Annotated in this window: 21 protein-coding genes, 2 tRNA genes and 2 pseudogenes; 3 read left to right on the top strand and 22 right to left on the bottom strand. The window is 64.0% G+C overall.

Annotated features, from left to right (window positions below; all coding sequences use genetic code 11):
- Nucleotides 1-224: 224 nt before the first annotated feature.
- Nucleotides 225-1,862 carry a YbaL family putative K(+) efflux transporter gene (ybaL, locus tag FE851_RS09745; protein ID WP_145202002.1) on the top strand — a complete coding sequence of 546 codons (1,638 nt, stop codon included), beginning with the start codon at nucleotides 225-227 and terminating at the stop codon, nucleotides 1,860-1,862.
- Here ybaL and FE851_RS09740 read toward each other — a convergent pair.
- The 14 genes and pseudogenes from FE851_RS09740 to FE851_RS09675 form a co-directional block, all read right to left on the bottom strand.
- Nucleotides 1,859-2,944: pseudogene (locus tag FE851_RS09740) on the bottom strand (cryptochrome/photolyase family protein); the annotation flags it as partial. The gene ybaL and the pseudogene FE851_RS09740 sit on opposite strands and share 4 nt — an antisense overlap.
- Before the next feature lie 201 nt (nucleotides 2,945-3,145).
- Nucleotides 3,146-3,595 (bottom strand): annotated as a pseudogene (locus FE851_RS09735) (cryptochrome/photolyase family protein); the annotation flags it as partial.
- Between the two features lie 53 nt (nucleotides 3,596-3,648).
- Nucleotides 3,649-5,439, bottom strand: a complete 1,791-nt coding sequence (locus tag FE851_RS09730) for a DEAD/DEAH box helicase (protein ID WP_026002380.1) — start codon at nucleotides 5,437-5,439, stop codon at nucleotides 3,649-3,651.
- Between the two features lie 435 nt (nucleotides 5,440-5,874).
- A complete protein-coding gene (gene rplA, locus FE851_RS09725; RefSeq protein WP_017183112.1) occupies nucleotides 5,875-6,573 on the bottom strand; it encodes a 50S ribosomal protein L1 in 699 nt (232 codons plus the stop codon).
- A 4-nt stretch (nucleotides 6,574-6,577) separates the two neighbouring features.
- Entirely contained in the window at nucleotides 6,578-7,009 is a 432-nt protein-coding gene (rplK, locus tag FE851_RS09720) for a 50S ribosomal protein L11 (RefSeq protein ID WP_017183111.1), read from the bottom strand.
- Nucleotides 7,010-7,225: 216 nt separating this feature from the next.
- The gene (gene nusG / locus FE851_RS09715; protein ID WP_017183110.1) at nucleotides 7,226-7,762 is read right to left on the bottom strand and encodes a transcription termination/antitermination protein NusG; all 537 of its coding nucleotides are present in this window, start codon (nucleotides 7,760-7,762) and stop codon (nucleotides 7,226-7,228) included.
- A 39-nt stretch (nucleotides 7,763-7,801) separates the two neighbouring features.
- A complete protein-coding gene (secE, locus tag FE851_RS09710) occupies nucleotides 7,802-8,008 on the bottom strand; it encodes a preprotein translocase subunit SecE (RefSeq protein ID WP_017183109.1) in 207 nt (68 codons plus the stop codon).
- A 170-nt stretch (nucleotides 8,009-8,178) separates the two neighbouring features.
- Nucleotides 8,179-8,254 (bottom strand) — tRNA-Trp (locus FE851_RS09705).
- 53 nt (nucleotides 8,255-8,307) lie between these two features.
- The gene (locus FE851_RS09700; protein ID WP_017183108.1) at nucleotides 8,308-9,225 is read right to left on the bottom strand and encodes a YihY/virulence factor BrkB family protein; all 918 of its coding nucleotides are present in this window, start codon (nucleotides 9,223-9,225) and stop codon (nucleotides 8,308-8,310) included.
- Nucleotides 9,226-9,290: 65 nt separating this feature from the next.
- A complete protein-coding gene (locus tag FE851_RS09695; protein WP_017183107.1) occupies nucleotides 9,291-10,514 on the bottom strand; it encodes a dihydroorotase in 1,224 nt (407 codons plus the stop codon).
- A gap of 117 nt (nucleotides 10,515-10,631) precedes the next feature.
- Complete coding sequence (locus FE851_RS09690; RefSeq protein ID WP_019051484.1) at nucleotides 10,632-11,627, bottom strand: aspartate carbamoyltransferase catalytic subunit; 996 nt, start codon at nucleotides 11,625-11,627, stop codon at nucleotides 10,632-10,634.
- Between the two features lie 120 nt (nucleotides 11,628-11,747).
- A complete protein-coding gene (locus FE851_RS09685; protein WP_145201999.1) occupies nucleotides 11,748-13,358 on the bottom strand; it encodes a phytoene desaturase family protein in 1,611 nt (536 codons plus the stop codon).
- Complete coding sequence (locus FE851_RS09680; protein WP_186378796.1) at nucleotides 13,355-14,515, bottom strand: aromatic ring-hydroxylating oxygenase subunit alpha; 1,161 nt, start codon at nucleotides 14,513-14,515, stop codon at nucleotides 13,355-13,357. The genes FE851_RS09685 and FE851_RS09680 overlap by 4 nt, the downstream gene beginning before the upstream one ends.
- 67 nt (nucleotides 14,516-14,582) lie before the next feature.
- The gene (locus FE851_RS09675; protein WP_145201993.1) at nucleotides 14,583-15,569 is read right to left on the bottom strand and encodes a bile acid:sodium symporter family protein; all 987 of its coding nucleotides are present in this window, start codon (nucleotides 15,567-15,569) and stop codon (nucleotides 14,583-14,585) included.
- Between the two features lie 95 nt (nucleotides 15,570-15,664).
- On the opposite strand from FE851_RS09675, the gene FE851_RS09670 reads away from it, so the two are divergent.
- Nucleotides 15,665-16,423, top strand: a complete 759-nt coding sequence (locus FE851_RS09670) for an enoyl-CoA hydratase-related protein (protein ID WP_145201990.1) — start codon at nucleotides 15,665-15,667, stop codon at nucleotides 16,421-16,423.
- On the opposite strand, the gene FE851_RS09665 is transcribed toward FE851_RS09670, so the two are convergent.
- From FE851_RS09665 to FE851_RS09655, 3 genes are all read right to left on the bottom strand, one after another.
- Nucleotides 16,410-17,327, bottom strand: coding sequence for a DMT family transporter (locus FE851_RS09665; protein ID WP_145201987.1), 918 nt, complete (start codon nucleotides 17,325-17,327; stop codon nucleotides 16,410-16,412). The two genes, FE851_RS09670 and FE851_RS09665, sit on opposite strands and share 14 nt — an antisense overlap.
- 74 nt (nucleotides 17,328-17,401) lie before the next feature.
- A complete protein-coding gene (locus FE851_RS09660) occupies nucleotides 17,402-17,716 on the bottom strand; it encodes a hypothetical protein (RefSeq protein ID WP_019051477.1) in 315 nt (104 codons plus the stop codon).
- 70 nt (nucleotides 17,717-17,786) lie between these two features.
- On the bottom strand, nucleotides 17,787-18,302 hold the full coding sequence (locus FE851_RS09655; RefSeq protein ID WP_174302216.1) for a MarR family winged helix-turn-helix transcriptional regulator: 516 nt from the start codon (nucleotides 18,300-18,302) through the stop codon (nucleotides 17,787-17,789).
- Nucleotides 18,303-18,590: 288 nt separating this feature from the next.
- Between FE851_RS09655 and FE851_RS09650 the strand changes: the two genes are divergently transcribed.
- Nucleotides 18,591-18,665, top strand: a tRNA-Gln gene (locus FE851_RS09650).
- A gap of 560 nt (nucleotides 18,666-19,225) precedes the next feature.
- Here the strand turns inward: FE851_RS09650 and FE851_RS09645 are convergent.
- Genes FE851_RS09645 through FE851_RS09625 form a run of 5 tightly spaced genes read right to left on the bottom strand, consistent with a single transcriptional unit; the run spans nucleotide 19,226 to nucleotide 24,954 of the window.
- Complete coding sequence (locus FE851_RS09645) at nucleotides 19,226-20,242, bottom strand: NADP-dependent oxidoreductase (protein WP_145201984.1); 1,017 nt, start codon at nucleotides 20,240-20,242, stop codon at nucleotides 19,226-19,228.
- Nucleotides 20,239-22,308, bottom strand: a complete 2,070-nt coding sequence (locus FE851_RS09640; protein WP_145201981.1) for a 3-hydroxyacyl-CoA dehydrogenase NAD-binding domain-containing protein — start codon at nucleotides 22,306-22,308, stop codon at nucleotides 20,239-20,241. Before FE851_RS09640 ends, FE851_RS09645 begins: the two co-directional genes overlap by 4 nt.
- A gap of 1 nt (nucleotide 22,309) precedes the next feature.
- Nucleotides 22,310-23,851, bottom strand: a complete 1,542-nt coding sequence (locus tag FE851_RS09635) for a class I adenylate-forming enzyme family protein (protein WP_145201978.1) — start codon at nucleotides 23,849-23,851, stop codon at nucleotides 22,310-22,312.
- Complete coding sequence (locus FE851_RS09630; protein WP_145201974.1) at nucleotides 23,829-24,623, bottom strand: SDR family NAD(P)-dependent oxidoreductase; 795 nt, start codon at nucleotides 24,621-24,623, stop codon at nucleotides 23,829-23,831. Before FE851_RS09630 ends, FE851_RS09635 begins: the two co-directional genes overlap by 23 nt.
- Nucleotides 24,616-24,954: an EthD family reductase gene (locus tag FE851_RS09625; protein WP_145201972.1), complete on the bottom strand. Its 339-nt coding sequence runs from the start codon at nucleotides 24,952-24,954 to the stop codon at nucleotides 24,616-24,618. The genes FE851_RS09630 and FE851_RS09625 overlap by 8 nt, the downstream gene beginning before the upstream one ends.
- Nucleotides 24,955-24,957 lie beyond the last annotated feature (3 nt).

Raw genomic sequence — 24,957 nt, 5'->3', positions numbered from 1 at the left:
GAATCGAGTCCCGGCCCGCCTGTGCGGGCCTTCGTTCGGAACAAGGAGCTTCGCTCATGCCCCGCAAACGCCCGCCCTGGTGGTTCATGCCGGCCGTCATGGTCGCGCTGGCCATTGCCGCTGCCGCGCTATCGCTCGCCATGCTGCCCATCGCCCAGGGATAGGTCGCCCGGCTGGCCGCGCCTGTCATGCGCATGGCCGCCGTGCAGAATAGAAAGCCTGCTATGCCCCATCACACGCCCCTGATCGGCACGATTGTCGCCGGTCTCGTTGTTGCCTTCATCATGGGGGCGATCGCACATCGCCTCAAACTCTCGCCGCTCGTCGGTTATCTTGTCGCCGGGATCATGGTTGGTCCCTTCACCCCCGGTTTCGTTGCCGACACTGCGCTGGCCAACGAACTGGCCGAAATCGGGGTCATCCTGCTCATGTTCGGGGTGGGGCTGCATTTTTCGCTGAAAGACCTGCTGTCGGTCAAGAATATCGCCATCCCCGGCGCACTGGTGCAGATTGCAGTCGCGACCGGCCTTGGCATGGCGTTGGCGCATGTCATGGGCTGGCCGCTGATGGGGGGCATCGTCTTTGGCCTTGCCTTGTCGGTCGCCAGCACCGTCGTACTGCTGCGGGCGTTACAGGGCGCCGATCTGGTCGAGACGCGGCGGGGCCGCATCGCAATCGGCTGGCTGATTGTCGAGGATCTGGTGATGGTCCTGGCGCTGGTCCTGCTGCCCGCACTCGCCACCGTCATCAACGACGCCAATGCAGGGGCAGGGGTAGGCGCCCTGATCGCGCCGCTGGTCGGTACCCTGCTCAAGGTTGCAGGCTTCGTCGCCCTGATGCTGGTGGTGGGGCGACGGGTGATCCCCTGGGCGTTGCACTGGGTGGTGCATACCGGATCGCGCGAACTGTTCCGGCTTGCGGTCCTGGCCATCGCGCTGGGCGTGGCATTCGGCGCGGCCTATGCGTTCGACGTCTCCTTCGCGCTCGGCGCATTCTTCGCGGGCATGATTTTGGGCGAAACGCCGCTCAGCCGCCGCGCGACCGAGGAGACGCTGCCCCTGCGCGACGCATTTGCGGTGCTGTTCTTCGTGTCGGTCGGCATGTTGTTCAATCCGGCGGTGCTGGTTGAACAGCCGCTGCCGCTGCTGGCGACCGTGGCGATCATCATCGTGGGCAAATCGATCGCCGCCTATGCCATTGTCCGACTCTTCGGCAAGCCAGCCGACACCGCCATGACCATCGCGATCAGCCTGGCGCAGATCGGCGAATTTTCCTTCATCCTCGCCACGCTGGGGACGGGACTTGGCGTCCTGCCCGCCGATGCGCGCGATTTGATCCTGGCGGGCGCCATCGTCTCGATCTTCCTCAACCCCATCCTCTTCTCTCTGGCCGTGCGTGGCCGCAAGCAGGACGAGGGGGATGCAGAAGCCGCCCGCGTCGCGGCGGAGCGCCCGCCGGTGGGGCATGTCGTGCTGGTAGGCTATGGCCGCGTCGGCAAACTCATCGCCACCCGCCTGACCGAACGATCCGTGCCGTTCGTCGTGATCGAGGGCGATGGCGCGAAAGCCGAGGATGCCCAATCCGCCGGCCTGTCCGTGGTACGCGGCAGCGCGCTGGAGGACCGGCACCTTACAAAGGCGGGGGTTAAAAAGGCGCATCATCTGCTGATTGCCGTGCCGGAAGGTTTCGAGGGCGGGGCGATTTTTGAACATGCGATCCGCTTGAACCCCAACTTGGCCGTCGTCGCCCGCGCGCACAGCGACGCGGAGGTCGACTATCTGGAGAAACTGGGCGTGCCGCAAATCGTGATGGGGGAACGGGAATTGGCGGGCCGCATGCTCAGCCTGTGCGGAGCCAATTAATCGAGAGACGTCAGAAACCGCGCGGCCTGATCGCGGATCGCCGCGCGGTCGGGCTGCGCCATCTTCGCCCAGTTGCGATAGGGCATGGCCAGCCGCATATTGCCCCCCAGCAGCTTTTCATTGCGGGCCAGGAAATCCCAATAAAGGGCGTTGAACGGGCAGGCATCCTCGCCCACCCGCTGCTTCACGTCATATCGGCAGGATTTGCAGTAATCCGACATGCGGTTGATATAGGCGCCGCTCGCCGCATAGGGCTTTGACCCCAGCAGGCCGCCATCGGCAAACTGGCTCATCCCCAGCGTATTGGGCAGTTCGACCCATTCATAGGCGTCCGCATAGACTTCCAGATACCAGACATGAACCTGGTGCGGATCGATCCCGGCCAGCAGCGCGAAATTGCCGGTGATCATCAGTCGCTGGATATGGTGGGCATAGCCATGGTCGATGGTCTGGCCGATAGCCTGCGCCATACAATGCATCTCGGTTTCGCCGGTCCAGTAGAAGCCGGGCAGGGGCCGCGTCGCCCCCAGCGCGTTACGCTGCGCATAGTCCGGCCCTTCGTGCCAATAGATGCCACGCACATATTCGCGCCAGCCGATGATCTGGCGGATAAAGCCCTCCGCTGCGTTCAACGGCACTTTGCCCGCCCGATAGCGCGCCTCGACCGCGTGGCAGAGCGCCAGCGGATCGAGCAGCCCGGCGTTAATATAGGGCGACAGGATCGAGTGCCACAGGAACGGCTCGTCCGTCAGCATCGCGTCCTGATAGTCGCCAAAGCGCGGCAATGCCTCGTCCAGAAAGCGGCGCTGCTGGCGCATCGCTTCCTCATGCGTCACAGCGAAATGGAAATGGTCGAGGCTGCCGATATGGTCGGCAAAGCGATCCGCAACCAGCGCCAGCACATCTTGCGTCACCACGTCAGGCCGGAACTGGACAGGCTGCGGCATCAACAGGTCACGCCCCGGCGGGGGCTTGCGATTTTCCGCATCATAATTCCATTCGCCACCCTCCGGATTGCCCGCGCTCGTCATCAACAGTCCGGTTTTGCGCCGCATGTCGCGATAGAAAAACTCCATCCGCAACCTGTCTCTTATACACATCTAGATGTGTATAAGAGACAGCGGTCATCCTCATGGATCGTGACCGGCAGCCCGAAACGCAGTTCCCCATCTTCCAGCATAGCGCCTGTCTCTTATACACATCTAGATGTGTATAAGAGACAGCGTCATCAACAGTCCGGTATTGCGCCGCATGTCGCGCTAGAAAAACTCCATCCGCAACTGCGTGCGCGCCGCCGCCCAGCTGTCGAATTCCGCATGGGAACAGAGGAAGCGGTCATCCTCATGGATCGTGACCGGCAGCCCGAAACGCAGTTCCCAATCTTCCAGCATAGCGCGCACCCGCCATTCACCCGCCTCCGTCACGTGAATGGCGGCGGGATGATGCCGCGCGATGGCGCGCGCGACCTCGGCAGTGAAGCTGCCGCTATTGGCCGGATCGTCGAGTTTCACATAATCGACTGTCCACCCCAGCGCGCGCAGCCGATCGGCATGGTGGCGCATGGCGGACAGGATGAAGGCGATCTTCGCCTTGTGATGGCGGACATAGCGGGTCTCATCCGCCACCTCCATCATCAGCACGACGCTCCGCGCCTTGTCAGCGTGCCGCAGTGCGGCGATGTCGGGCGTCAACTGGTCGCCCAGCACCGGAATGAGAAAGGGGCCGTCGGTCATGCTTCATAGCAATGACCGACGGCCCCTTTGGCTCCTACCTGTTCTAAAGGGTGTTATCCCCGGCTGCGCGGCGGACCCTTGCGTGGGCCGCCCGCGCCCGCGCCCTTGAACGGGCGTGGGCTATGCGGCGCTGCGCCGCCACGCGAAAAATTGCCGGGACCGCCGCGGGGCGGACCGCTGCGGTTGGGACGGTCGCCATTGGCAGGGCGCAACTGCTTGCGCTTTTCGCGCGCTTCCTCGCGCGGCGCACCATCGACCGGATCGAACAGCACGTCCGCGCCCTCGTCACCCGCTTCGCCGGTGCGGCGAACGGCGGCCAGGAATTTGGACGCGATCGCCTTGGGGATTTCGAACATCGTGTCGTTGGTGGTGATGCGGATTGCGCCGATGTCACCGCGCGACACATGGCCGCGACGGCAGATCAGCGGCAGGATCCAGCGCGGATCGGCATTCTGGCGACGACCGATATTGATCCGGAACCACTGCGTATCTTCAAAACCGGGACGTGGCCCGTCGCGGCGCGCGGGCGCTTCGCTGCCGTCCAGCAACTCTTCGGGCGCAGGCAGCGCGGCGCGGGCAGACCGCACCAGCATGGCCGCGATTTCCTTGGCGCTCTTGGCTTCCAGCAGTTCGCCGCCCAGCGCCCAGTCAGACTCTTCCAGTTCCATCGGCTCCAGCAGGCGCGCGCGCAGCCGTTCGGCATCCTGCGCGGCGATCGCTTCCTTGGTGGGGGCGGACGTCCATTCGACGGGGATTTTCGCGCCCTTCAGCATCCCTTCCACCCGGCGACGGCGCGGATAGGGGACGATCAGGACGGCCGTGCCCTTCTTGCCCGCGCGGCCGGTACGACCGGAGCGATGCTGCATGGTCTCGACGTCACGCGGGATTTCGACATGCACCACCAGCGTCAGCGTGGGCAGGTCGATGCCGCGCGCGGCAACGTCGGTCGCCACGCACACGCGCGCCCGCTTGTCGCGCAGCGCTTGCAGCGCATGGTTGCGCTCATTCTGGCTATGTTCGCCCGACAGCGCCACGGCGGCAAAGCCCCGCTCGGTCAGGCTGGCGTGGAGATGGCGGACATTGTCGCGCGTGGCGCAGAACAGGATCGCCGTCTCCGCTTCATGGAAGCGCAGCAGGTTGACCACTGCATTTTCAATGTCGGCGGGTGCGACGGTCATCGCCTGATAGCTGATGTCGCCATGGCCGCGATCATTGCCGGCGGACTGGATCTGGAACGCATCCTTCTGATAGCGGCGGGCCAGCGCCACGATCGGCTTGGGCATGGTCGCCGAAAACAGCAGGGTACGGCGGCCATCAGGGGTGGCGTCGAGAATGCCCTCCAGATCTTCGCGAAAGCCCATGTCGAGCATTTCGTCGGCCTCGTCCAGCACGGCGGTTTTCAGCGCCGACAGGTCGAGCGCGCCGCGTTCCAGATGGTCGCGCAGGCGGCCCGGCGTACCGACGACGATATGCGCGCCCTGCGCCAGCGCCTTGCGCTCGCGAGCGGCGTCCATGCCGCCAACGCAGGTGGCGATGCGCGCCCGCGCTCCGGCGTAGAGCCATTCCAGTTCGCGGCTGACCTGCAATGCCAGTTCGCGCGTCGGCGCGATGACCAGCGCCAGCGGCCAGGCGGGCGGGGGCAGGCGGCCTTCCTCGTTCAGCAATTCGCCCGCCATGGCCAGGCCAAAGGCGACGGTCTTGCCCGACCCGGTCTTGGCCGACACGATCATGTCGCGGCCAATCGCTTCGGGTTCGATGACCGACGCCTGCACTTCGGTCAGGTTTTCATACCCCTTGGTCGTGAGCGCCTGCGCCAGGATGGGGGGGAGAGTTTCAAATGCCATATTGTTGTATTCCATCGGATAATAGCGACCCGCCATATACCGACGGATACCAAAAGACCTGTTCCTTCCGCCCGTTCAATCGGACGCCCGAAGCGCAAGGTCGCACGCTTCGGTTTCATACCATCCTCCCCTGCAAGGGGAGGTGGCAGGGCGAAGCCCTGACGGAGGGGTGTCCCCCCTCTCGATAGGGTGATACCCCTCCACCCTGTCTCTTATACACATCTTGTTTTTATGTTCATCCTCCCCTGCAAGGGGAGGTGGCAGGGCGAAGCCCTGACGGAGGGGTGTCCCCCCTCTCGATAGGGTGATACCCCTCCACCACCGCTATGCGGCGGTCCCCCTCCCCTTGCAGGGGAGGATGAACATAAAAACAGGAAAGCCTCCTTCCCCATTTCGCGAGGAAGGAGGCTTTCCTGATTGTCTATAACGCAAAAATCAGACTGCGGCGACTTCCGCCACATCGACCTTCACGCCCGGACCCATCGAGGAGGACAGGGCGATCTTGCGCACATATTTGCCCTTCGAGCCGGTCGGCTTCGCCTTGACGATCGCATCGACGAACGCGTCGAAATTCTTGCGCAGGTCTTCAGCGGTGAAGCTCGACTTGCCCAGGCCCGCATGGATGATACCGGCCTTTTCGACGCGGAATTCGATCTGACCACCCTTGGCGGCCTTCACGGCTTCGGCGACGTTCGGGGTCACGGTGCCCAGCTTGGGGTTGGGCATCAGGCCCTTGGGGCCCAGAACCTTACCCAGGCGACCGACCAGGCCCATCATGTCCGGCGTCGCGATGACGCGCTGGAAATCGATGTTGCCGGCCTGGATCGATTCCAGCAGGTCTTCTGCACCCACGATGTCGGCGCCGGCGTCGAGCGCCTGCTGAGCCTTGTCGTTACGGGCGAACACGGCGACGCGAACGTCCTTGCCGGTGCCGGCGGGCAGGGTGACAACGCCACGGACCATCTGGTCAGCATGACGGGGATCGACGCCCAGGTTGATCGCGATTTCGACGCTTTCGTCGAACTTGGCGGTCGCGTGGGTCTTGATCAGGCCCAGCGCTTCGTCAACGCCGTGCAGCTTGTTCTTGTCGATCGCGGCGGCGAGAGCCTTCGCCTTCTTGGTCTGCTTTGCCATGGTCTTAGCCCTCCACCACGTCGAGGCCCATCGCGCGCGCGGAGCCTTCGATAATCTTCGTTGCTGCGTCGATGTCGTTCGCGTTCAGGTCAACCATCTTGGCCTGGGCGATTTCGGCGAGCTGGGCGCGGGTGATCTTGCCAGCGACGACCTTGCCCGGTTCCTTGGAACCCGACTTCAGGTTGATCGCCTTCTTGATCAGGAAGGTCGCAGGCGGCTGCTTCGTGGTGAAGGTGAAGCTGCGGTCGGCATAGACGGTGATGATCGTCGGCAGGGGCGTGCCCTTGTCGACATTGGCCGTCTGCGCGTTGAACGCCTTGCAGAATTCCATGATGTTCACGCCGCGCTGACCCAGGGCTGGGCCGATCGGCGGTGCGGGTTTGGCGTCTCCAGCGGGGACCTGGAGCTTGATATAGCCCGTAATTTTCTTGGCCATTATGACTCACTCTGTTGCTGGGCGGACCCGAAAGCCACGCCCGGTTCAAGTTTAGCGGTACTAACGAAGGCGAAGCCTCCTCCCGCGCTTATTCCCGGTCGCCCGGAAATTCTGTTTGCCCCGTCATGCCGGACTTGATCCGGCCCCAGGGCGAAATCATGCGACGTCACGCCCAGACGCCCTGGATCCCGGCCTTCGCCGGGACACGAGCTTTCCTTATTTGGAAAGCTCTACCTGCTCGAAATCCAGTTCGACAGGCGTTGCGCGACCAAAGATCGACACCGACACCTTGACCCGGTTCTTTTCGAAATCCAGTTCCTCGACCGTGCCGTTGAAGCTGGCGAAGGGACCGTCCAATACCTTGACCGCATCGCCGATTTCGTAATCGACGCTGACCTTGTGCTTGGGCGCGGCCTCGGCTTCCTTGCGGGCGCCGAAATAGCGTGCGGCTTCCGATTCGCTGATTGGCTGCGGCTTGCCCATCGAACCCAGGAAGCCCGTCACCTTGGGCGTGTTCTTGATCAGGTGATAGATGTCGTCGTTCATCGCCAGCTTGGCCAGAACATAGCCGGGCATGAACTTGCGCTCGACCTGCACCTTCTTGCCGCGCTTCACTTCGGTCACGGTTTCAACAGGCACTTCGACCTGTTCGACCAGCTGGGAAAGGCCCATGCGCTCGGCTTCGGACAGGATCGATTCCTTGACCTTGTTCTCGAAGCCCGAATAGGCGTGGATGATGTACCAGCGCGCCATGTTACCGTTTCAAACTCCCAAAAACCAAGGCGGTCATGCTCAGGCCCGACCCGCCGCGAGGCTCAGCAGCCACTGGACGATCGCGCCGAAAAAAGTGTCGATGCCAAAGAAGAACAGGCCCAGCATCGTCGTCATGATGACGACCATCACGCCGGTCATGATCGTTTCGCGACCCGTGGGCCACACGATCTTCGACGCTTCGGTCCGCACCTGATTGACGAATTCGCCGGGGGAAACCTTCGCCATCGCCTGCCTCAAACCCTTTGCACAAACACCAAAACGCGAAGCAATAGTCCGCCCTCCCGATCCCGCCCATATCGGCGTCCGGGGGATGCGGCCGCATAGCTTCGCGACACAATTTCGACGGCGCGTCTAGCGGCAAACCTCATGCAAGACAAGGATGCTGCTGGAACGCCTGGCAGGAGTGGAGGGACTCGAACCCCCGGCATTCGGTTTTGGAGACCGACGCTCTACCAACTGAGCTACACTCCTGTGCCGGCGAAGGAGGGCGCTTTAGCGTGGCATGACGGGCAGGGCAAGCGCGATTATGCAGCTTTTTCCTGCCGATCCGCGATGCTCGTTTCGGCACTGGTCTGCCGCTCTGCCTCCGCATTGATCTGCGCGCCCAGCAGCACGACATAGGCCGATACGAAAAGCCATAATTGCAGCACGACGACCGCGCCCAGCGACCCGTATGTCTCGTTATAATTGCCAAATGTCGCGACATAGAAGGACACGCCCAGCGTGACCACCAGCCAGAACAGGGTGGCTGTGACCGACCCGACCGTCAGCCATTGCCACTGCGCCTGCCGCCGGTGCGGCCCGAAACGGTAGATCAGCCCGAATATCAGGCTGGCGAACAGGCCGGCGCAAATCCATGTCACGGCCTTGATCGCGAACAGCACGCCCGGTCCCCAGTTGACCAGCAGCTTTTGCAGCAGGCCGATGACCGTGGCGGTAAAAACGCCTGCCACCATCACCAGCACGGCGGAACAGGTAATGCCCATCGACACACGGGTGAACGCGATGATGCCGCGTCCTTCCTTCTGCCCATAGACGATGTTCAGCGCCTCCATGATGGCCGATGCCGCGCGCGTCGCGCCATAGATCGCAATGCCCAGTGCTGCGGCCAGGCCAAAGCCGATCGCCGGTTTGGCGGTGCTGACGACGCCCAGCAACTGGTCGTTGATCAGCTTGGCCGCATCGGCCGGCACGACCGCGATGATCGCCTGCATATGCCGTCCGACCATCGCCGGATCGCCAAACAGGCCATAGGTCAGCACGACGGCCGCCATCATCGGCGCAATCGAGAGGAATGCATAATAAGCGACGCCTGCCGCCAGCAAACCGACATGGTTGGCCGACAGCGCGCCATAAACCCGCTTCAAAATCTCCCACCAGGCCCGCGGCGGAATTTTCCACGGTGCATCGACATGCACCTGCTGCGCGACTGGCTGCTTCATCGGTTTCCCCTGTTGCTACACCAGGCAAGCGCATGAAGGGGGAGGGCGGTTCCCGCCCGCAGGGGTTACAAAAACACGCCGCCCTTCATGATCCGCCGCGCGCGGCCCTGCACCGGCACCCGGTCGAACGGTGTGTTGCCTGCCGCCGCCGCCATTTTTCCGCTGTCGACGATCCACGGCGCATCGGGGTCGACAAAGATCAGGTCCGCCGCGCTGCCGCTTGCAAAGCTGCCCGCATTGACGCCCAATATCCTGGCCGGATTGGCGCTCAGCAGGGTCATCAGCCGGTTGAGCGACACATGCCCGTCCCGCACCAGATTGAGCGAGAGCGCCAGCAGCGTCTCCGCCCCGGCCATGCCGGGCGAAGCATCGGCGAAGGGCAGGCGCTTGTCCTCCGCCCCGCGCGGATCATGGCTGGACGTGATGACGTCGACCGTTCCGTCCGCGACCGCCGCGATGCTCGCCTTGCGATCATCCTCCGACCGGAGCGGGGGCGACAGGCGGGCGAAGGTGCGGAAATCGGTCACCGCATTGTCGGCCAGGAACAGATAGGCGGGGCTGATGCCGCAACTGACCCGCAGCCCTTCCGCCTTGGCCGCGCGAATGAGGTCGAAGCCAGCCCTGGTCGTCACCAGCCGGAAATGGATCGCCGCGCCTGCCTGCCGCGCCAGCATGATGTCCCGCGCGATCGCCATGGCTTCGGCGCAGGCGGGCGCGTGCGGCAGGCCCAGCCGCGTCGCCGTCTCACCGCTCGTCGCCACCGCCTTGCCCGCCAGCCCGCCATCCTCGGCATGGGCGATCACCGTCAACCCCAGCCCGGCCGCATAGGATAATACCCGCAGCATCACGCCCGAATCCGCGATCCACTGCCGCCCGGTGCCGACCGCCTTCGCGCCGGCCGCCTGCATCATCCCAATCTCGGCCAGTTCCGTGCCCTTGAGGCCGCGCGTCGCCGCCGCGATCGGGTGAACCCAGAAATCGGGCTTCCCCGCCCGCGTTGCCTGCCGGATCAGCGCCGCATCGTCGAGCAGCGACGACTGGTCGGGCATCAGCGCCGCGCGCGTGATCCCGCCAAAATGAAAGGCGGGCTTGTCCGTCGCAAAGACGCCGAGGTCGACAAGGCCCGGCGCGACCACCTGTCCCTGCGCATCGATCCGCTCCGCGTCCGCAGGCACGGCGATGTCCCCGGCTGCGACGATCCGATCGCCCTCGATCAGGATGGAGCCGGAGAGCAGCGCATCCCCCGCCGGATCGGCCAGGCGACCGTTGATGATGGCGAGTTTAGTCACCGAGAAACACCTCTAAACCGTTCGCCCTGAGCCTGTCGAAGGGCCGTTCTTTCTTTTGCGTCAAGGAAAAGGTCAGGGCTTCGACAGGCTCAGCCCGAACGGAGGTTGTGGAATTCATCACGCCCATCCCTCCACACCCCGGGCGCCGCGCGTCAGTACGTCCAGGCACGCCATGCGGATCGCCACGCCCATTTCCACCTGTTCGGTGATCGCCGATCGCGTGGGATGATCCGCCACCACGCTGGCAATCTCCACGCCCCGGTTCATCGGGCCGGGATGCATCACCAGCGCGTCTGGCTTGGCCAGCGCCAGTCGCTCAGGCGTCAGGCCGTAGAGCATGTGATATTCGCGCGCCGACGGGATGAACGCCCCGTCCATCCGCTCATTCTGAAGCCGCAGCATCATCACCACGTCCGCGCCGTCCAGCCCCTGCGCCATGTTGGTGAAGGGCGTCGCGCCCAGCATCTCCACTTCCGGCGGCATCAGCGTGGGGGGCGCGACCGCCCGGACCTGCGCGCCCAGAGCGGCCAGACACAGCATGTTGGAGCGCGCGACCCGGCTGTGCAGCACATCGCCGCAGATCGCGACGACCAGCCCTTCGAAACCGCCCTTGCGCCGCCGGATGGTCAGCGCGTCGAGCAGCGCTTGCGTGGGATGCTGGTGCCAGCCATCGCCCGCGTTCAGCACCGGGCAGTCCACCTTGTCCGCGATCAGCGCGACTGCGCCGGAACTGGCATGGCGGATCACGATGACGTCGGCGGCCATGGCGTTCAATGTCATCGCCGTATCGATCAGCGTCTCGCCCTTCTTCACGCTCGACTGGCCCGCATGCATATTGACCACGTCGGCACCCAGTCGCTTCCCCGCAATCTCGAACGACAGCAATGTCCGCGTGCTATTTTCGAAAAAGGCGTTGATCTGCGTCATCCCGGCCAGCCGGTCATCATGCTTGCGCGCGCCACTGCGGTTCGCCCGCGCCCAATGCTCCGCCTCGTCCAGTAAAAAACGGATTTCCCAGGGCATCAGGTCCGCAATGGACAGCAAATGCCTGTGCGGAAACAGCGCCCGACCGGTCAGGTCGGACGAAGCGGGCGCGGCGGTCGTTTCGGGCATGGGATGCGCTTTAGGCGAGGGGAGGAGAGAGGGCAAGGGAGCGGTGATGAAGTTGAACGCAAACCCGACATCCGTTCGGGCTGAGCTTGTCGAAGCCTTGTTCTTTCCGTGGGATCGCAGTCACCTTCGGCCCCAAAGCCGCCCCAGCAGCGCCCCGTCCCGCAACACCTCCCGCGCGGCGTTATGTCCCGGTGCGCCGGTCACGCCGCCGCCGGGATGCGTCCCCGCGCCGCACATGTACAGCCCCTTCACCGGCCCGCGATAGGCGCCATGGCCCAGCACCGGGCGCGCGGCCCACATCTGGTCCAGCGACAGATGGCCGTGCATGATGTCGCCGCCGACCAGCCCGAATTTGCGCTCCAGGTCCAGCGGCGAGTGGATCTGCCGCGCGATCACGCTGCCGGCAAAGCCCGGCGCAGCCGCCTCCACCGTGGCGATGATGCAGTCCGCCGCCGCATCCCGCTCATCGTCCCAGCTACGGCCATCGGGCAGGTCCGGCGCGAATTGCTGGCAGAAGAGGCTGGCGACATGGCACCCTTCCGGCGCCAGAGAGGCGTCGATGGTGGACGGGATCAGCATTTCGACGATCGGCGCTTTCGACCAGCCATCGCGCCTGGCGTCCATGAACGCCCGATCCATATAATCCAGCGTCGGGGCCAATATGATGCCCGACTGGTGATGCTCCCCCACGCCGGGCAGGCAGGGGAAATCGGGCAGGGCGCTCAGCGCCACATTCATGCGGAACGTGCCGGAACCGGCCTTGAACGCCTTGATCCGCCTGGCGAAATCGGCGGGCAGATCGGCCGGGGCCATCATCCGCTCATACAATAGTTTCGGCCCGACATTGGCGATCACCGCCTTGCCCATCACCTCTTCGCCGCTCTCCAGCCGCACGCCCACGGCCCGCGCGCCGTCCACCAGCACGCGCTCGACCGGCGCTTCCAGGCTGATCTCCACCCCAATGGCGGTCACGACCCGCGCCATGATCTGGGTGATCATGCCCATGCCGCCGACGCTATGGCCCCAGGCGCCCTTCTTCCCGTTCACCTCGCCAAAGACATGATGCAGCAGCACATAGGCACTGCCCGGCGTGTCGGGCGACGCATAATTGCCCACAACGGCGTCGAACCCGAACGCAGCCTTCACCGCATCACTCTCGAACCAGCCGTCCAGGAAACTGCGCGCCGATTTGGTGAACAGGTCGAGCGTATCGCGCTGCTGTTCGATGGTCAGCCCCGCAATGCGCCGCCCCTGTTTCAGCGCGTCGATGATCATCGACAGGCCGTCGCCGACATTGGGCGGACTTTTCAGCACCAGGTCGCGCAATATGTCGGCCACCACCTCCAGCGCATCATAATAAGCGGGCAGGGCGGCGGCGTCCTTCGCGCTGAACCGGGCGAATTCCGCCTGCGTCCGTGCCAGCCCGCCGCCCAGTTTCAGATAGCCGCCATCGGGCTGGGGCAGGAAATTGCTGATGGGCCGTTCGATGACGCGATAGCCGTGATCGGCCAGCCTCATATCGGCAATGACCTTGGGATTGAGCAGGCTGACCGTGTAGCTGGCGGTCGAGTTGCGGAAACCGGGGTGAAATTCCTCCGTCACCGCCGCACCGCCAACGACGTCGCGGCGCTCCAGGATACGCACCTTATAGCCAGCCCGCGCCAGATAGAAGGCGCACACCAGCCCGTTATGCCCCCCGCCGACGATGACGGCGTCGTAGCTTTTGGTCATGCGTTTGCGCTCCATCCCGCCGCCGGTGCGCGGTGCTGCCGCGCCTGTGGAATAATCGTCCGCATCCGCCCGCAAAAATGGCGCAGCGCCACTTCATCCTGATGCAGCGGCCCGACGGTGAAACTGTGCGACGCCATGCCCGCCTGCACCCGCGCGACCAGCGCCGTATCCTCTGCATTGACCTGCCGGTTGATCCGCCAGTTGAGATAGCGCGCCGCCTTCATCTCCCTACGGTCATCCGGCACCGCATAGCTGATCTCGCGGATCAGCGTCTGCGTCGGCGACACGGGCAGCCAGGCCATGAAATCGACCTGATCGGGATAGATGTCGAACGCGAAATTGGGCCACAGCTTGAAATAGGTCCATAGCCGCTGCCGCTCCGGCGGCAGATGCGGCACGGCGGGCAGAAAGTGCTGATAGGCGCGCTCCGACAGGTTGGCCGATGGCCGTTCGACGATCGGCCCCCACATCTTGTCGACATGGGCGCTGGCCTCCACGCCATAACCGTCGCCCATCAGCCGTTTAAGCCCCGGATGCGCGACGCTGATGTGCAGCCCGTCGGAATAATTGTCGCCGATATTCTTCCAGTTCACGCTGCGTGGCCGCAACGTCACCCGCCCCAGCGCGCGCAGGTCGGCAAAGCGATAGGGCGCGATTTCCTCGACATAGGGGGCCATCATCTGCGCGACCGAAGGGCCACCATCATCAATCAGGCGGACGAACAGGAATCCGTGAAAATCCTCGACCTGCACGGGCGTCAGGCCATGGTCGGCCAGGTCCATGGCATAGCCCGCCTTCATCGGCACGCCGGTCAGCCGTCCGTCGCTCTCATAGGTCCAGCCATGATAAGGGCAGACCAGCTTTCTGGCGCAGCCCGACACCCCGTCGACGATCCGCGCGCCGCGATGGCGGCAGACATTGGTAAAGGCGCGCACCGCGCCATCCTCGCCCCGGATGACGATGACGCTTTCACCGATATAGTCGAGCGTCTGGAAATCGCCCGGCTGGGCTATGTCGCTGACGTGGCAGACGATCTGCCAACTAGGGCGAAAGATGCGTTCGACTTCGGCGGCGAAAAATTCCGGGTCGCTATAGGTCCAGGCTGGCAGGCTCCAGCCCGCATCCGGGTCTGCCCCGCTTCCAGCCTGCTCCACCATTTCCGCGCATCCCCCGACGCTGCCGATCAATTTTACGAACGTATAATATAACCCGCGTTCATGCCAGCTATATGTCTAGCTCAGTGTCGGCTTTGTCGACCTGCGCGCTATAACGCCGCGCCAGCACGGCGCAGGCCATCAACTGGATCTGGTGGAACAGCATCACCGGCAGCAGGATCGCGCCGACGCTACTCGCCGGAAACAGCAATCCGGCCATCGGCACCCCGGTCGCCAGGCTTTTCTTCGACCCGCAAAAGACCAGCACGATCCGCTCCGCCCGCGCCAGGCCCATCATCCGGCCCAGCCCCCAGGTGAAGCACAGGACCACCGCCAGCAGGGCAACGCAAAGCCCCGCCAGCAGCGCCATCTCCCCCGCCGACACCGTCTGCCACAGCCCCTCGACCACTGCCGCGCTGAAGGCGGCATAGACCACCAGCAATATCGATCCGCGATCAACCCGTCCGATCATCGCCTTGTGCCGCGCCACGAACCCGCCAATCCAGGGTCGCGCCAGATGCCCGATCAGGAAGGGGAGCAGCAATTGCAGCACGATCCCCTCGACCGAGGCCAGCGAGATCAGACTGCCGCTGCCCGTCCGCTGCATCAGCAGCGCGACCAGCAAAGGCGTCAGGACAATGCCCAGCAGATTGGAGAAGGAGGCGCTGACGACCGCAGCGGCGACATTCCCCCGCGCGATCGCGGTAAAGGCGATGGACGATTGCACGGTCGATGGCAAAAGCGTCAGGAACAGCAGCCCGGCCCGCATGCCGTCGGGCACCGCGCCGATCTGCTGGCTTGCCAGCCCCAGCAGCGGAAAGACGGCGAAGGTCGTCGCCAGTACCGCCAGATGCAGCCGCCAGGCCTTGGCCCCGTCCCAGATTGCGGCGCGCGACAATTTTGCGCCATGCAGAAAAAACAGCAGGACGATGCCCGCATCCGCCACGGCATCCGCGATCCGTGCCCCGTCGCCGCGCGCGGGCAGCAATGACGCTAGCGCAACCGTGCCCAGCAGCAGCAAGAGGAATGGATCGATCAGTTCACGAAGGCGGGTCATGGGTCAGCCTTGGGCAGGGAAGGGCGCAAAATCGGGGATAGACGCCGCCTCTTCATTGAGCCAACAGATTCGCACAAGCAGGCAAGGAGCGGATGATGAGCGAACATATTGCGGTGATCGAGCAGGCTGGCGTGCTGGAAATCCACATCGACCGACCCGACAAGAAAAATGCGCTGACCGCCGCCATGTATCGCGCCATGACCGCCGCGCTCGCTGATGCGTCTGACCGTGCGGACATTGGCGCTGTACTTTTCGCGGGGCGCGGCGATGCCTTTTGCGCGGGCAATGATCTGAAGGATTTTCTGGCCGGGCCGGAAGGTGGCGCTGCCGCCTTCGCTTTCATCCGCGCGATCGCTGCGTTCGACAAACCGCTGGTCGCGGCGGTGCAGGGGCTGGCCGTTGGCGTCGGCACGACCATGTTGTTCCATTGCGACCTGATCTACGCCGCGCCCGACGCGCGCTTCGTCATGCCGTTCGTCAATCTGGGGATCGTGCCGGAAGCCGGGTCCAGCCTGCTCGCGCCAGCGTTGATGGGTCATGCGAAGGCCGCAGCGATGCTGATGCTGGGCGAACCTATGGATGCGCAAGGGGCCGACCGCGTGGGCCTCGTCACCGCCATCGTTCCGGCCGACCAACTGCTCGACCATGCCCGCGCCAAGGCCGCCGCACTGATGGCGAAACCGCCCCAGGCTCTCGCCGTCACCCGCCGCTTGATGAAGGGCGATCCCGCCACGCTCACTGCCCGGATCGACGAGGAGGCGCGGCTGTTCCGCGAATCGCTGACATCACCCGAAGCACAGGAAGCCTTCACCGCCTTCTTCGAAAAGCGCGCGCCGGTGTTCAGGCGGGGCTAGGGCCGTCGGCCTGCTTGCCCAGCCGTAATTCGCTCACGATCACCGCTGCGACGATCATCGCCCCGCCCAGCAGCGCCATGGGCGGCAGCCGGTCGCCAGCGATCCGCCCGATGATCCCGGCCCAGACCGGCTCGCCCGCATAGATCAGGGTCGCCCGCGTCGGCGACACGGTGCGCTGCGCCCAGTTCATGACCAATTGGATGATCGCCGTCATCGCGCCCAGGCCGCAGGCGGCGATCACCACCGCCCAGGAAAAGGGCTGGATCGCCTCGCCCACGGGCACCATGCAGGCGAAGGCCAGTAGCGACGTTACCGCGAGCTGCACCACCGTCACCCGCAATATGTTGACGCTGCCTGCAAACAGGCTGATGAAAATAATCTCCAGCGCGATCGGCACCGTGCTGACCAGCGTGATCAACTCGCCCTTGCCCATCTTCACCCCGTCTTGCGGCGCGGCGACGAGCAGCAGGCCGATAAAGGCCAGAACCACCCCGATCCAACTTGCAAGACGCGGGCGGCGGCGCAGGATGATCCATTGCAGCACCGGCACCAGCGGCACATAGGCCGCCGTGATAAAGGCCGAAGAACTGCTCGAAATCGTCTGAAGGCCCCAGGTCTGGAGCGTGTAGCCCGCGAATATGCCCAGCCCGATCACCAGCCCGGCCCACAATTCGCGCAACGTCATGCCCCGCAGCATCGGAGCCGCCAGCGGCAGGGTGAGCAAGGCCGCCGTACCAAAGCGCAGCCCGACGAAATAGAGCGGGCCAGAATGGGCTACCGCGCCATGCACGATCAGAAATGTGCCGCCCCACAGGATCGTTATGCCGATCAGGGCCAGTTCCGCGCGGCCTATAAGCCAGCGGCTTGGGACGGGCTTACGGTCTAGGACGGCGGCATGGGTCATGACCGACCGCTATGGACCGCGCAGGGCGCGGTCAAGCCAGGGGTGCGCGGGATGCGCCCGCGCACCCGGACGGATTATTCGTTCTTCAGATCCTTGCCCGCTTCTTCCAGCGACGCGCCAACATCGCGCTTGGCAGCGTCTGCCTTGCGTTCCGCGTCTGCGGCGGCATCGCTCGTCGCGGCGCCGATCTTGTCCGTGCCCTCGTCGATCGTCCGTCCGGCCTCATCCAGGCCATTGTCGATCTTGTCGCCAGCCCGATCAACCGACTGGCTGATGTCATTGCCGATCGAAGCGCCGGCGTTTTCGACGCTATCCTGGGTCTTTTCCGAGCAAGCCGACAGGCTGGCGATAGACAGGACCGCGAGGGCGGCCAGAACTGAAGTGCGCATGATGTCTCCTTTTCCCCATGGCATGGAAGGAGATAAGCGCAGCAGGCGCGATAAGGTTGCGTCGGCTCGCCTATCCGCCGCGAAGGCCGAACACCATCGACCGGTCCTGATCAGGGATCAGCCCTTCCAGCACCCGCCAGAAGCCGGTGACCGATCCTTGTCCCGCCTGCGCATAGGCAGCCGCCATCTTCTCGCGCAGGGCGCGGAACAGTTCCGCCTCCAGCGCTGCGCCCGCCTCGCTCAGTCGCAGCAATTTCTGGCGGCGATCACTGGCGCCGGGCCGCGTTTCGATATAGCCGCGCTCGATCAGGTCATTAAGAACCCGACCCAGTGACTGTTTGGTGATGGCCAGAAGCCGCAGCAGATCCTTGACGGTCAGGTCGGGCTGGCGCGAAATGAAATAAAGCGCACGATGATGCGCCCGGCCCAGCCCGATCGCGGCCAACCCCTCGTCGATGGACCGGGTCAGCGCCGAATAGCCGAAATAGAGCATTTCGATCCCGCGCCGTATCTCATCCTCACGCAGGAACAGCGGGGAAGCGGGCGACATCTGGGCCGAAGAAGGCGATGAACTGGTAACGGTCATGGCTGTGATGATCCAGCGCGGGAGGAAAATATCTTATTGCCGTCCCAAAAGGATGATGACTAGTGGTCCGATTCTGACATTTGCTACCTTATGGGGTAAGGCCTGTTCAAATGTCAGAATCTTTTCGGACCACTAGCCCGCTTTTATCCTGGTGGATTTTGCGATTTTGACATTTGCAGGCCCATGCCAGCCGCCAGGGGGATGCAAATGTCAAAATCAATCCACCGGGCTTTCCTTTCGCCAATCACACGCTATATGCCTGACCGCGTCGACGATAGTCGGCCCTGCTGGGGCGTCGCCAAGCGGTAAGGCAGCGGCTTTTGATGCCGCCATGCGCAGGTTCGAATCCTGCCGCCCCAGCCAAACATTCCGAAATGCAAAACCTTTCAGGCGGCGATCCGGCTGCGGCACCAAACCGGCGTAGTTCTGCGTGGTTCGCGGGCGGTGGCAAAAACGTGGGATGCAGAGACGATAATTCTCGTGCTCTGACCAAGAGAAAGCCCCCGCGTCTCACGAGGCTGTTTCGAGTGTCCTGTGATTTTTGGTGGCCAGCACTAAAATCTGAGTGCAGCTTTCTGCTCGTGCCAATGCAGCGGCAGGTTGACCTGCCTAACGAGACGGCACGGCGTCCCAAGGCTGCTGATCGATGATTGCGACATGCTGTCCCTGATGCAGCAGCCTACGATGCTGGACCTTGCCGATAGAGATGGGGTTGGAGAGCAGATGATGTAGTGGTCCCATGGCAAAGGGTACGCCGCCGCGCTTCGATCCATCGGCGCTAACACGGCTTCCAGTACCGACGCCTTTTGCCTTAAGCTCCTGATACCTTGGAATGGTATAATCGAATATATGAGACGATTTGCGCAAAGAGCCGGGATCTTGGACTATCGCTCCAGAAAATCGTCCACGACGAACGCGCAAATCTAGATTCGGACGATCAGTGTTCCGGCATTTCGTCCCTGGAAAATATCGACGAAGGCGTCGGGTATATGATGGAACCCGTCCCGCATATCATAACGATTGCGTAGGCGCCCTTCTGCCTCCCACTGGCGTATGGCGGCTATCGCGGACGCATATTCGTCAGCATAGTCGCCAACGACAAAACCCTGCATCCTGATCCGTCCATAGACCAGCTTCATCATATCTCTGGGGCCAGCAGCCGGGCTGTCCGAATCATAAGCGGACAATTGTCCGCACAGCACGACGCGGCCATGTGGCGCCATTCTGTCGATGGCGGCCTGCATCACGTCCCCGCCTACATTATCGAAAAAGATGTTTACGCCGGCAGGCGTGGCGTCCTTCAAAGCCGCTGAAAAGTCCGTCGAGCGATAGTCGATCGCGATGTCTGCGCCGACTTCCTCTTCCAACCAGTGACATTTCTCCGAACCTCCGGCAACTGCAATGATCCGGCAGCCAGCGATGCGAGCCATCTGGCACACCATCGCGCCGACCGACCCGGCTGCACCGGACACAAGGACGCTCATGCCGGGCTTTGGCTCTCCCACCGAAAAAAGACCGAAATAGGCGGTCAGGCTGTTCGGCGAATATAGTGTCATGGCGTCGACCGGGTCCATCCACGCCTGGATAGGCGTGACCGGGACGACTGCCGCATCGGGGCGCAGGACTGCATAATCCTGCCAGGGCGCCACGGCCGTGGCCCATTGCCCGGATTCAAACCGCGCATGACGCGACGCCAGCACTTCGACTGCTGCCATGCCCTTGATCGGTTCACCGATGCCGATCGCACCGCGATAGCTGCGTTCGGGCGAATTCAACCAGTTGCGGATCGTGGGGGCGCAGGAAATGATCCGCGTACGGACAAGAATCTCTCCCTCGTCCAGCCTGGGCGCTTCAAATGCCTCCTCGTGATAGGCAAAATCGTTCGTCTGCACCGCACCTTCGGGCCTGCGCGCCAATAGCCAGGAGCGATTGAGGCTCATGACCGGTCGCCGAACCGTTTGCCCCCCTCCGCCAGTCGCACCAGCAGCGGAGCCGGGCGGAAGGTTTCGCCATGCAGCGCCTCAAGCCGACGCATGTCCGCCACGATCTTGCCCAGCCCGACCTGATCGGCCCAGAAGAGAGGCCCGCCGCGATAGACCGGCCAATTATAGCCGAGCACCGCTGCTATATCGATGTCGGATGCCCGCAGCGCGATGCCTTCTTCCAATATTCTCGCACCCTCGTTGACGACCGGATAGAGCAGGCGCGCCAGAATGGCCTCATCCCCCACCGTTGGGCTATGCGCAACGGATCCTGCCGCCGCAACTTCGCTGATCAAGGTTGCGGTCAGGTCCGACGCATGGGGGCGCCGCTTCTCATCATAATCATAATAGCCCGCACCGCGCTTCTGGCCCAGCCGACCGGCGGCGACCAGATCGCCCATGACGGTGCGTTCGGTCGCGTTCCGGCCAATAACATCGAGCCCCACCAGATCCATCATCTGGAAATGTCCCATGGCGAAGCCATAATCGACCAACACGCGGTCGATCGCTTCAATGGGCGTGCCTTCCAGCATCATTGCTTCGGCTTGTGTCCCGCGGGGCGCGAGCAACCGATTTGCGATGAAGCCGTCACACACGCCGCTGAGCACGGCGACCTTGCCGATCCGCTTGGCAAGCCGCATCGCTGTCGCGACCACGGGCTTTGCGGTGGCGGCGCCGCGCACGACTTCCAGCAGGCGCATGACATTGGCGGGCGAGAAGAAATGGAGCCCCACGACCCATTCGGGCCTACTGGTCGCTGCCGCGATGCGATCAAGATTGAGGAAGGATGTGTTGGACGCCAGGATCGCACCCGGTTTGGCAATCCGGTCGAGCCGCGCGAAAATATCGGTCTTGACGTCCATGCTCTCATAGACGGCTTCGATAACAAGGTCGGCATGGGCAAGCGCGCCAAGCTCCAGGCTGGGCGAAATCAGCGCCATGCGCTGCTCGACCTGCTGGCCGGTCATTCGCCCCTTGCTGGCGGTTGCCTCATAGTTGCGGCGGATCGTGGCGATCCCGCGATCCAGCGCCTCCTGGCTGGTTTCGACCAGCGTCACCGGGATGCCGGCATTCAGGAAATTCATCGTGATGCCGCCGCCCATGGTGCCTGCACCGATAACGCCAACCGCCGCTATATCGATGGCTGTCGTCTCCGGCCCTATGTCCGGCACCCGTGCCGCCTCCCGCTCGGCGAAGAAGACATGGCGCTGGGCGGCGGATTCGGGGCTGGCGACCAGCTGCTCGAATAAGGCCGTTTCTTTTGCCAGGCCATCATCGAAATCAAGCATCACCGCCGCCTGCACGGCCTCTATGATCGCGCCAGGCGCGGGAAAACCCTTGAACCGGCGTGCGTTCGTCGTTGCGAAAGTCGTGAAGAGGTCCGGGGCGTTCCGGTCGCCTTCGATGGCATCTGTCCGATCTTTGATCCGCGGTTTCGCCGCGCCATCCGCCACCACGCGCCGGGCAAAGGCCAGCGCTTCGGATTGAAGCGATGGATCATCGGCGATCGCGTCCACCAGACCGAGCGACAGCGCCTCTTTCGCCTTGATCTGGCGACCCGATGTGACGATGTCCAACGCGGCCTTAGCGCCGACGACCCTTGGCACGCGCTGGGTTCCGCCTGCGCCGGGAAGCAGGCCATGATTGACTTCGGGCAGGCCTCCGCGCGCACTTTCTGCGACGACGCGATAGTGGCAGGCGAGCGCCAGTTCGAAACCTCCGCCCAGCGCGGTGCCGTGAATGGCGGCAATGACAGGCTTGGGCGCGGCGTCGAGCATGGCACACAGGTCCGGTAAGGACGGCGACTGCCAGGGTTGGCCGAATTCGGTGATGGCCGCGCCGGCGATGAAGGTGCGCCCCGCGCATATCAGCATGATCGCATGCGCCTGATCATCGCGGAACGCCCGATCCAGCTCAGACTGCAACGCTTGCCGCAGGGGGGCTGACAAGGCGTTCACCGGCGGATTGTCCAGCGTGATGAGCGCAATGCCGTCCGTGACGACGCTGCTGGCGGTCTGGTTCATGTCATGCGTCCTGTGTGGCGGGTGGTGCGGCGCGCCTGCGGGCGACCTCTTCCACGGCAATGGCGGCCATCGCCTTCTTGTCGAGCTTGCCGGTGGCGGTCACCGCCATTTCCTCGACCAGCACCAGATGTTCAGGCCATTTCTTGCGGGAAAGGCCTTGCTGCGAAAGATGGTCCAGCAGCTCAGGCAGGTCCATGCCGCTGCCTTGGGCCCTGAGGCGGCAGACCGCGCAGGCCTGCTCGCCCAGCTTGCGTTCGGGCACAGCGACCACCGCGACCTCGGCAATGGCGGGGTGCCGCAACAGCGCAGCCTCTACCTCGGCAGGGTCGATATTGAAGCCGCCCCGGATGATCTGGTCCTTGATCCGGCCGACCACCCGGACGAAGCCTTCTTCATCACGGATGATTTCGTCCCCGGTCAGGTAGAAGCCATCCGGCGTCATGCGCTCCTGCCCGGCGCCCAAGCCCTGCGCATAGCCCAGGAAAAGGGATGGCCCGCGGACGCCTGCCTGCCCCCGGCTGCCCCTAGGCAGCACTTTCATATCGGGATCGAATGCCTCTTCCTGCGTTTCGGGAAAGGGGATGCCGTCAAAAAGCTGGCGGCGCTCCAGCGGGTCCGTGGGGCTGGTCGAGGCATGGCCCATGCATTCCGACATGCCGAACATGCGCAGCGCCTTGAGCCCCAGCAGCCGATCGGCGTCAGCGATCAGTTCCGGAGTCATGGCGCTGCCCCCCACAGCCATGGCGCGGAGGGGAAGGCGACCGCTCCATTCGCCGAGGCGGGCTGCTTCCACCATCGTGAATAGGTGGGTCGGGACGGCAATGGCCCAGCCACATCCGTAGCGTTCGGCTCGCCGAAGTGCTTCGGCGGGCACCCATGGGTCCACCAGCACGAGCGGATGTCCCAAAGACAGCGCGAAATGCGCCGTGAAAGTGAAGCCGGGGGCGCTGTCGAGCGGGACAATGCCCAATATCGCGTCGCGAGGATCAAGGCCGGCTATGGCCGCACAGGCGCGGGTTGCATAGTTGAGCGCTTCCGGGCCGTGCATCACGCCCTTGGGAACGCCGGTGCTGCCGGAGGTGAAGCCGATGAGTGCGGCATCGGCGTCGCGCGGATCACGCGACCGTGCGCCTGTCCCGGCAGTAACTTCGGGCAAGCTGTCGTCGGCACCGCTGACCTTGGCAGCATGACCGAGCAAGGGTTCGAGCACGGCAAGATCGCCCGCGCCGAGCTTTGGCGATACCGGGCAGAATGTTGCGCAGAGCGATGATACGGCAAGCGCCGTGGCAATCGTCGCCGGGCTCTTGTGCCCGGTCACGAGGACGCGGTCGCCCGGCTCTACCCCCACAGACCTGAGCCGCGCTGCAATGTCCACCGCTTGCGCGCGCAATTCGGCCCGGCTCCATAAACGGTCGTTGCAATCGGCCAGCGCGAGCGCGTCCGGTTCAGCCTCGGCAAGGCGCGCGAACTGCGGCCAGAGCCGCTCGGCGTTCCATTGAAACGTCGGATGGCGTTGTTCTTCAGGCAAGGGATTGCCCTCCATCAACGAGGAAGGTTTGACCAGTGATGAAGCTGCCCGCATCGGACGCCAGCAGCGCCAGCGTGCCAGCCACTTCGTCGGGGCGGCCAAAGCGGCGCATCAATATGCCAGCCCGCGTTTTTTCCTGAATGGCGGTGTCCAGCGTTTCCGTCATGCCCGTTTCGATCGATCCGGGGGCGATGGCATTCACCCGAATATTGTGCCCGGCCCATTGAGCGGCCAGGTCGCTGGTCAGGTGAACGATCGCCGCCTTGCTGGTGGTGTAGGGGACGACCTGTCCCGCGTCCGGCTGATAAGACAGAAAGGCGCCAACCGATGCGATATTGACGATCGCCCCGCCGCCCTGGGCGATCATGTGGCGCGCAGCATGACGGCAGGCCAGGAAGGTGCCGGTCACGTTGACGTCCATCACCTTTTGCCAGCCCTTGAGCGGAATGTCCTGCGGCAGACCCCACCAGGATGCGCCGGCATTGTTGATGAGGATGTCGAGCCCCCCCAACCGCTCTACCGTTCCGGCGATTGTGGCCTCGACGGACGCTTCGTCGGCGATATTGCAAGCCAGGCCTGCGGCTGGCACTCCGAAGCGATCCGCTATCCCTGCCGCCAGATCGGCGCAATCCGCCCCCGTCCGTGATGCCAGCGCGACGGCGCAGCCCAGATCGGCCAGTGTCGCGGCCATCGCTTCGGCGAGCGCCCCGCGTCCGCCGGTGATGAGCGCACGTTTGCCGTCGAGACGGAACTGAGCGGCGGTGAAGCCGGGTTTCCAGTCAGTCATGATCACCTCCGGCAAGCAGATCGATTTCGTCGGTGATCAGGATGATCCGCCGACCGCCCATGCCCCTGGTCTGCGCTGTCGCCGCTTTCCATTCGGGCGAGGCAAAGGCGATGTCCAGCGCCGCCCGGTCAGCGAAAGTCAGCACGGCATGGCCGTCCCAGCCCGGCGCTTCCGGACTGTCATAATCCTTTGTCACCGCCCCATGCCGATAGGCGATAAGGCCGGGCAGAACCCTGGCGGCGTCGGCGTGCGGCCCACGCCACCAGGTGGTGAACTGTTCGTGAGTCCAGTCCTGCGGCCGGCTGGCCAGGACGACCATGCTGACCGCCATGGC

The organism is Sphingobium sp. B2 (assembly GCF_007693735.1).
Taxonomy (GTDB): domain Bacteria; phylum Pseudomonadota; class Alphaproteobacteria; order Sphingomonadales; family Sphingomonadaceae; genus Sphingobium; species Sphingobium xenophagum.
This window is presented reverse-complemented; position numbering and strand designations above follow the sequence as displayed.

Coding starts and splice junctions, on each gene's coding strand:
- FE851_RS09625 (WP_145201972.1), bottom strand. CDS start 24,954: ATGGCGGTCAGCATGGTCGTCCTGGCCAGCCGGCCGCAGGACTGGACT.
- FE851_RS09645 (WP_145201984.1), bottom strand. CDS start 20,242: ATGAGCCTCAATCGCTCCTGGCTATTGGCGCGCAGGCCCGAAGGTGCG.
- FE851_RS09670 (WP_145201990.1), top strand. CDS start 15,665: ATGAGCGAACATATTGCGGTGATCGAGCAGGCTGGCGTGCTGGAAATC.
- FE851_RS09730 (WP_026002380.1), bottom strand. CDS start 5,439: ATGGCATTTGAAACTCTCCCCCCCATCCTGGCGCAGGCGCTCACGACC.
- FE851_RS09655 (WP_174302216.1), bottom strand. CDS start 18,302: ATGACCGTTACCAGTTCATCGCCTTCTTCGGCCCAGATGTCGCCCGCT.
- FE851_RS09630 (WP_145201974.1), bottom strand. CDS start 24,623: ATGACTGACTGGAAACCCGGCTTCACCGCCGCTCAGTTCCGTCTCGAC.
- FE851_RS09635 (WP_145201978.1), bottom strand. CDS start 23,851: ATGGAGGGCAATCCCTTGCCTGAAGAACAACGCCATCCGACGTTTCAA.
- FE851_RS09690 (WP_019051484.1), bottom strand. CDS start 11,627: ATGCCCGAAACGACCGCCGCGCCCGCTTCGTCCGACCTGACCGGTCGG.
- ybaL (WP_145202002.1), top strand. CDS start 225: ATGCCCCATCACACGCCCCTGATCGGCACGATTGTCGCCGGTCTCGTT.
- FE851_RS09685 (WP_145201999.1), bottom strand. CDS start 13,358: ATGACCAAAAGCTACGACGCCGTCATCGTCGGCGGGGGGCATAACGGG.
- rplK (WP_017183111.1), bottom strand. CDS start 7,009: ATGGCCAAGAAAATTACGGGCTATATCAAGCTCCAGGTCCCCGCTGGA.
- FE851_RS09660 (WP_019051477.1), bottom strand. CDS start 17,716: ATGCGCACTTCAGTTCTGGCCGCCCTCGCGGTCCTGTCTATCGCCAGC.
- FE851_RS09700 (WP_017183108.1), bottom strand. CDS start 9,225: ATGAAGCAGCCAGTCGCGCAGCAGGTGCATGTCGATGCACCGTGGAAA.
- FE851_RS09675 (WP_145201993.1), bottom strand. CDS start 15,569: ATGACCCGCCTTCGTGAACTGATCGATCCATTCCTCTTGCTGCTGCTG.
- nusG (WP_017183110.1), bottom strand. CDS start 7,762: ATGGCGCGCTGGTACATCATCCACGCCTATTCGGGCTTCGAGAACAAG.
- rplA (WP_017183112.1), bottom strand. CDS start 6,573: ATGGCAAAGCAGACCAAGAAGGCGAAGGCTCTCGCCGCCGCGATCGAC.
- FE851_RS09680 (WP_186378796.1), bottom strand. CDS start 14,515: ATGGTGGAGCAGGCTGGAAGCGGGGCAGACCCGGATGCGGGCTGGAGC.
- secE (WP_017183109.1), bottom strand. CDS start 8,008: ATGGCGAAGGTTTCCCCCGGCGAATTCGTCAATCAGGTGCGGACCGAA.
- FE851_RS09640 (WP_145201981.1), bottom strand. CDS start 22,308: ATGAACCAGACCGCCAGCAGCGTCGTCACGGACGGCATTGCGCTCATC.
- FE851_RS09665 (WP_145201987.1), bottom strand. CDS start 17,327: ATGACCCATGCCGCCGTCCTAGACCGTAAGCCCGTCCCAAGCCGCTGG.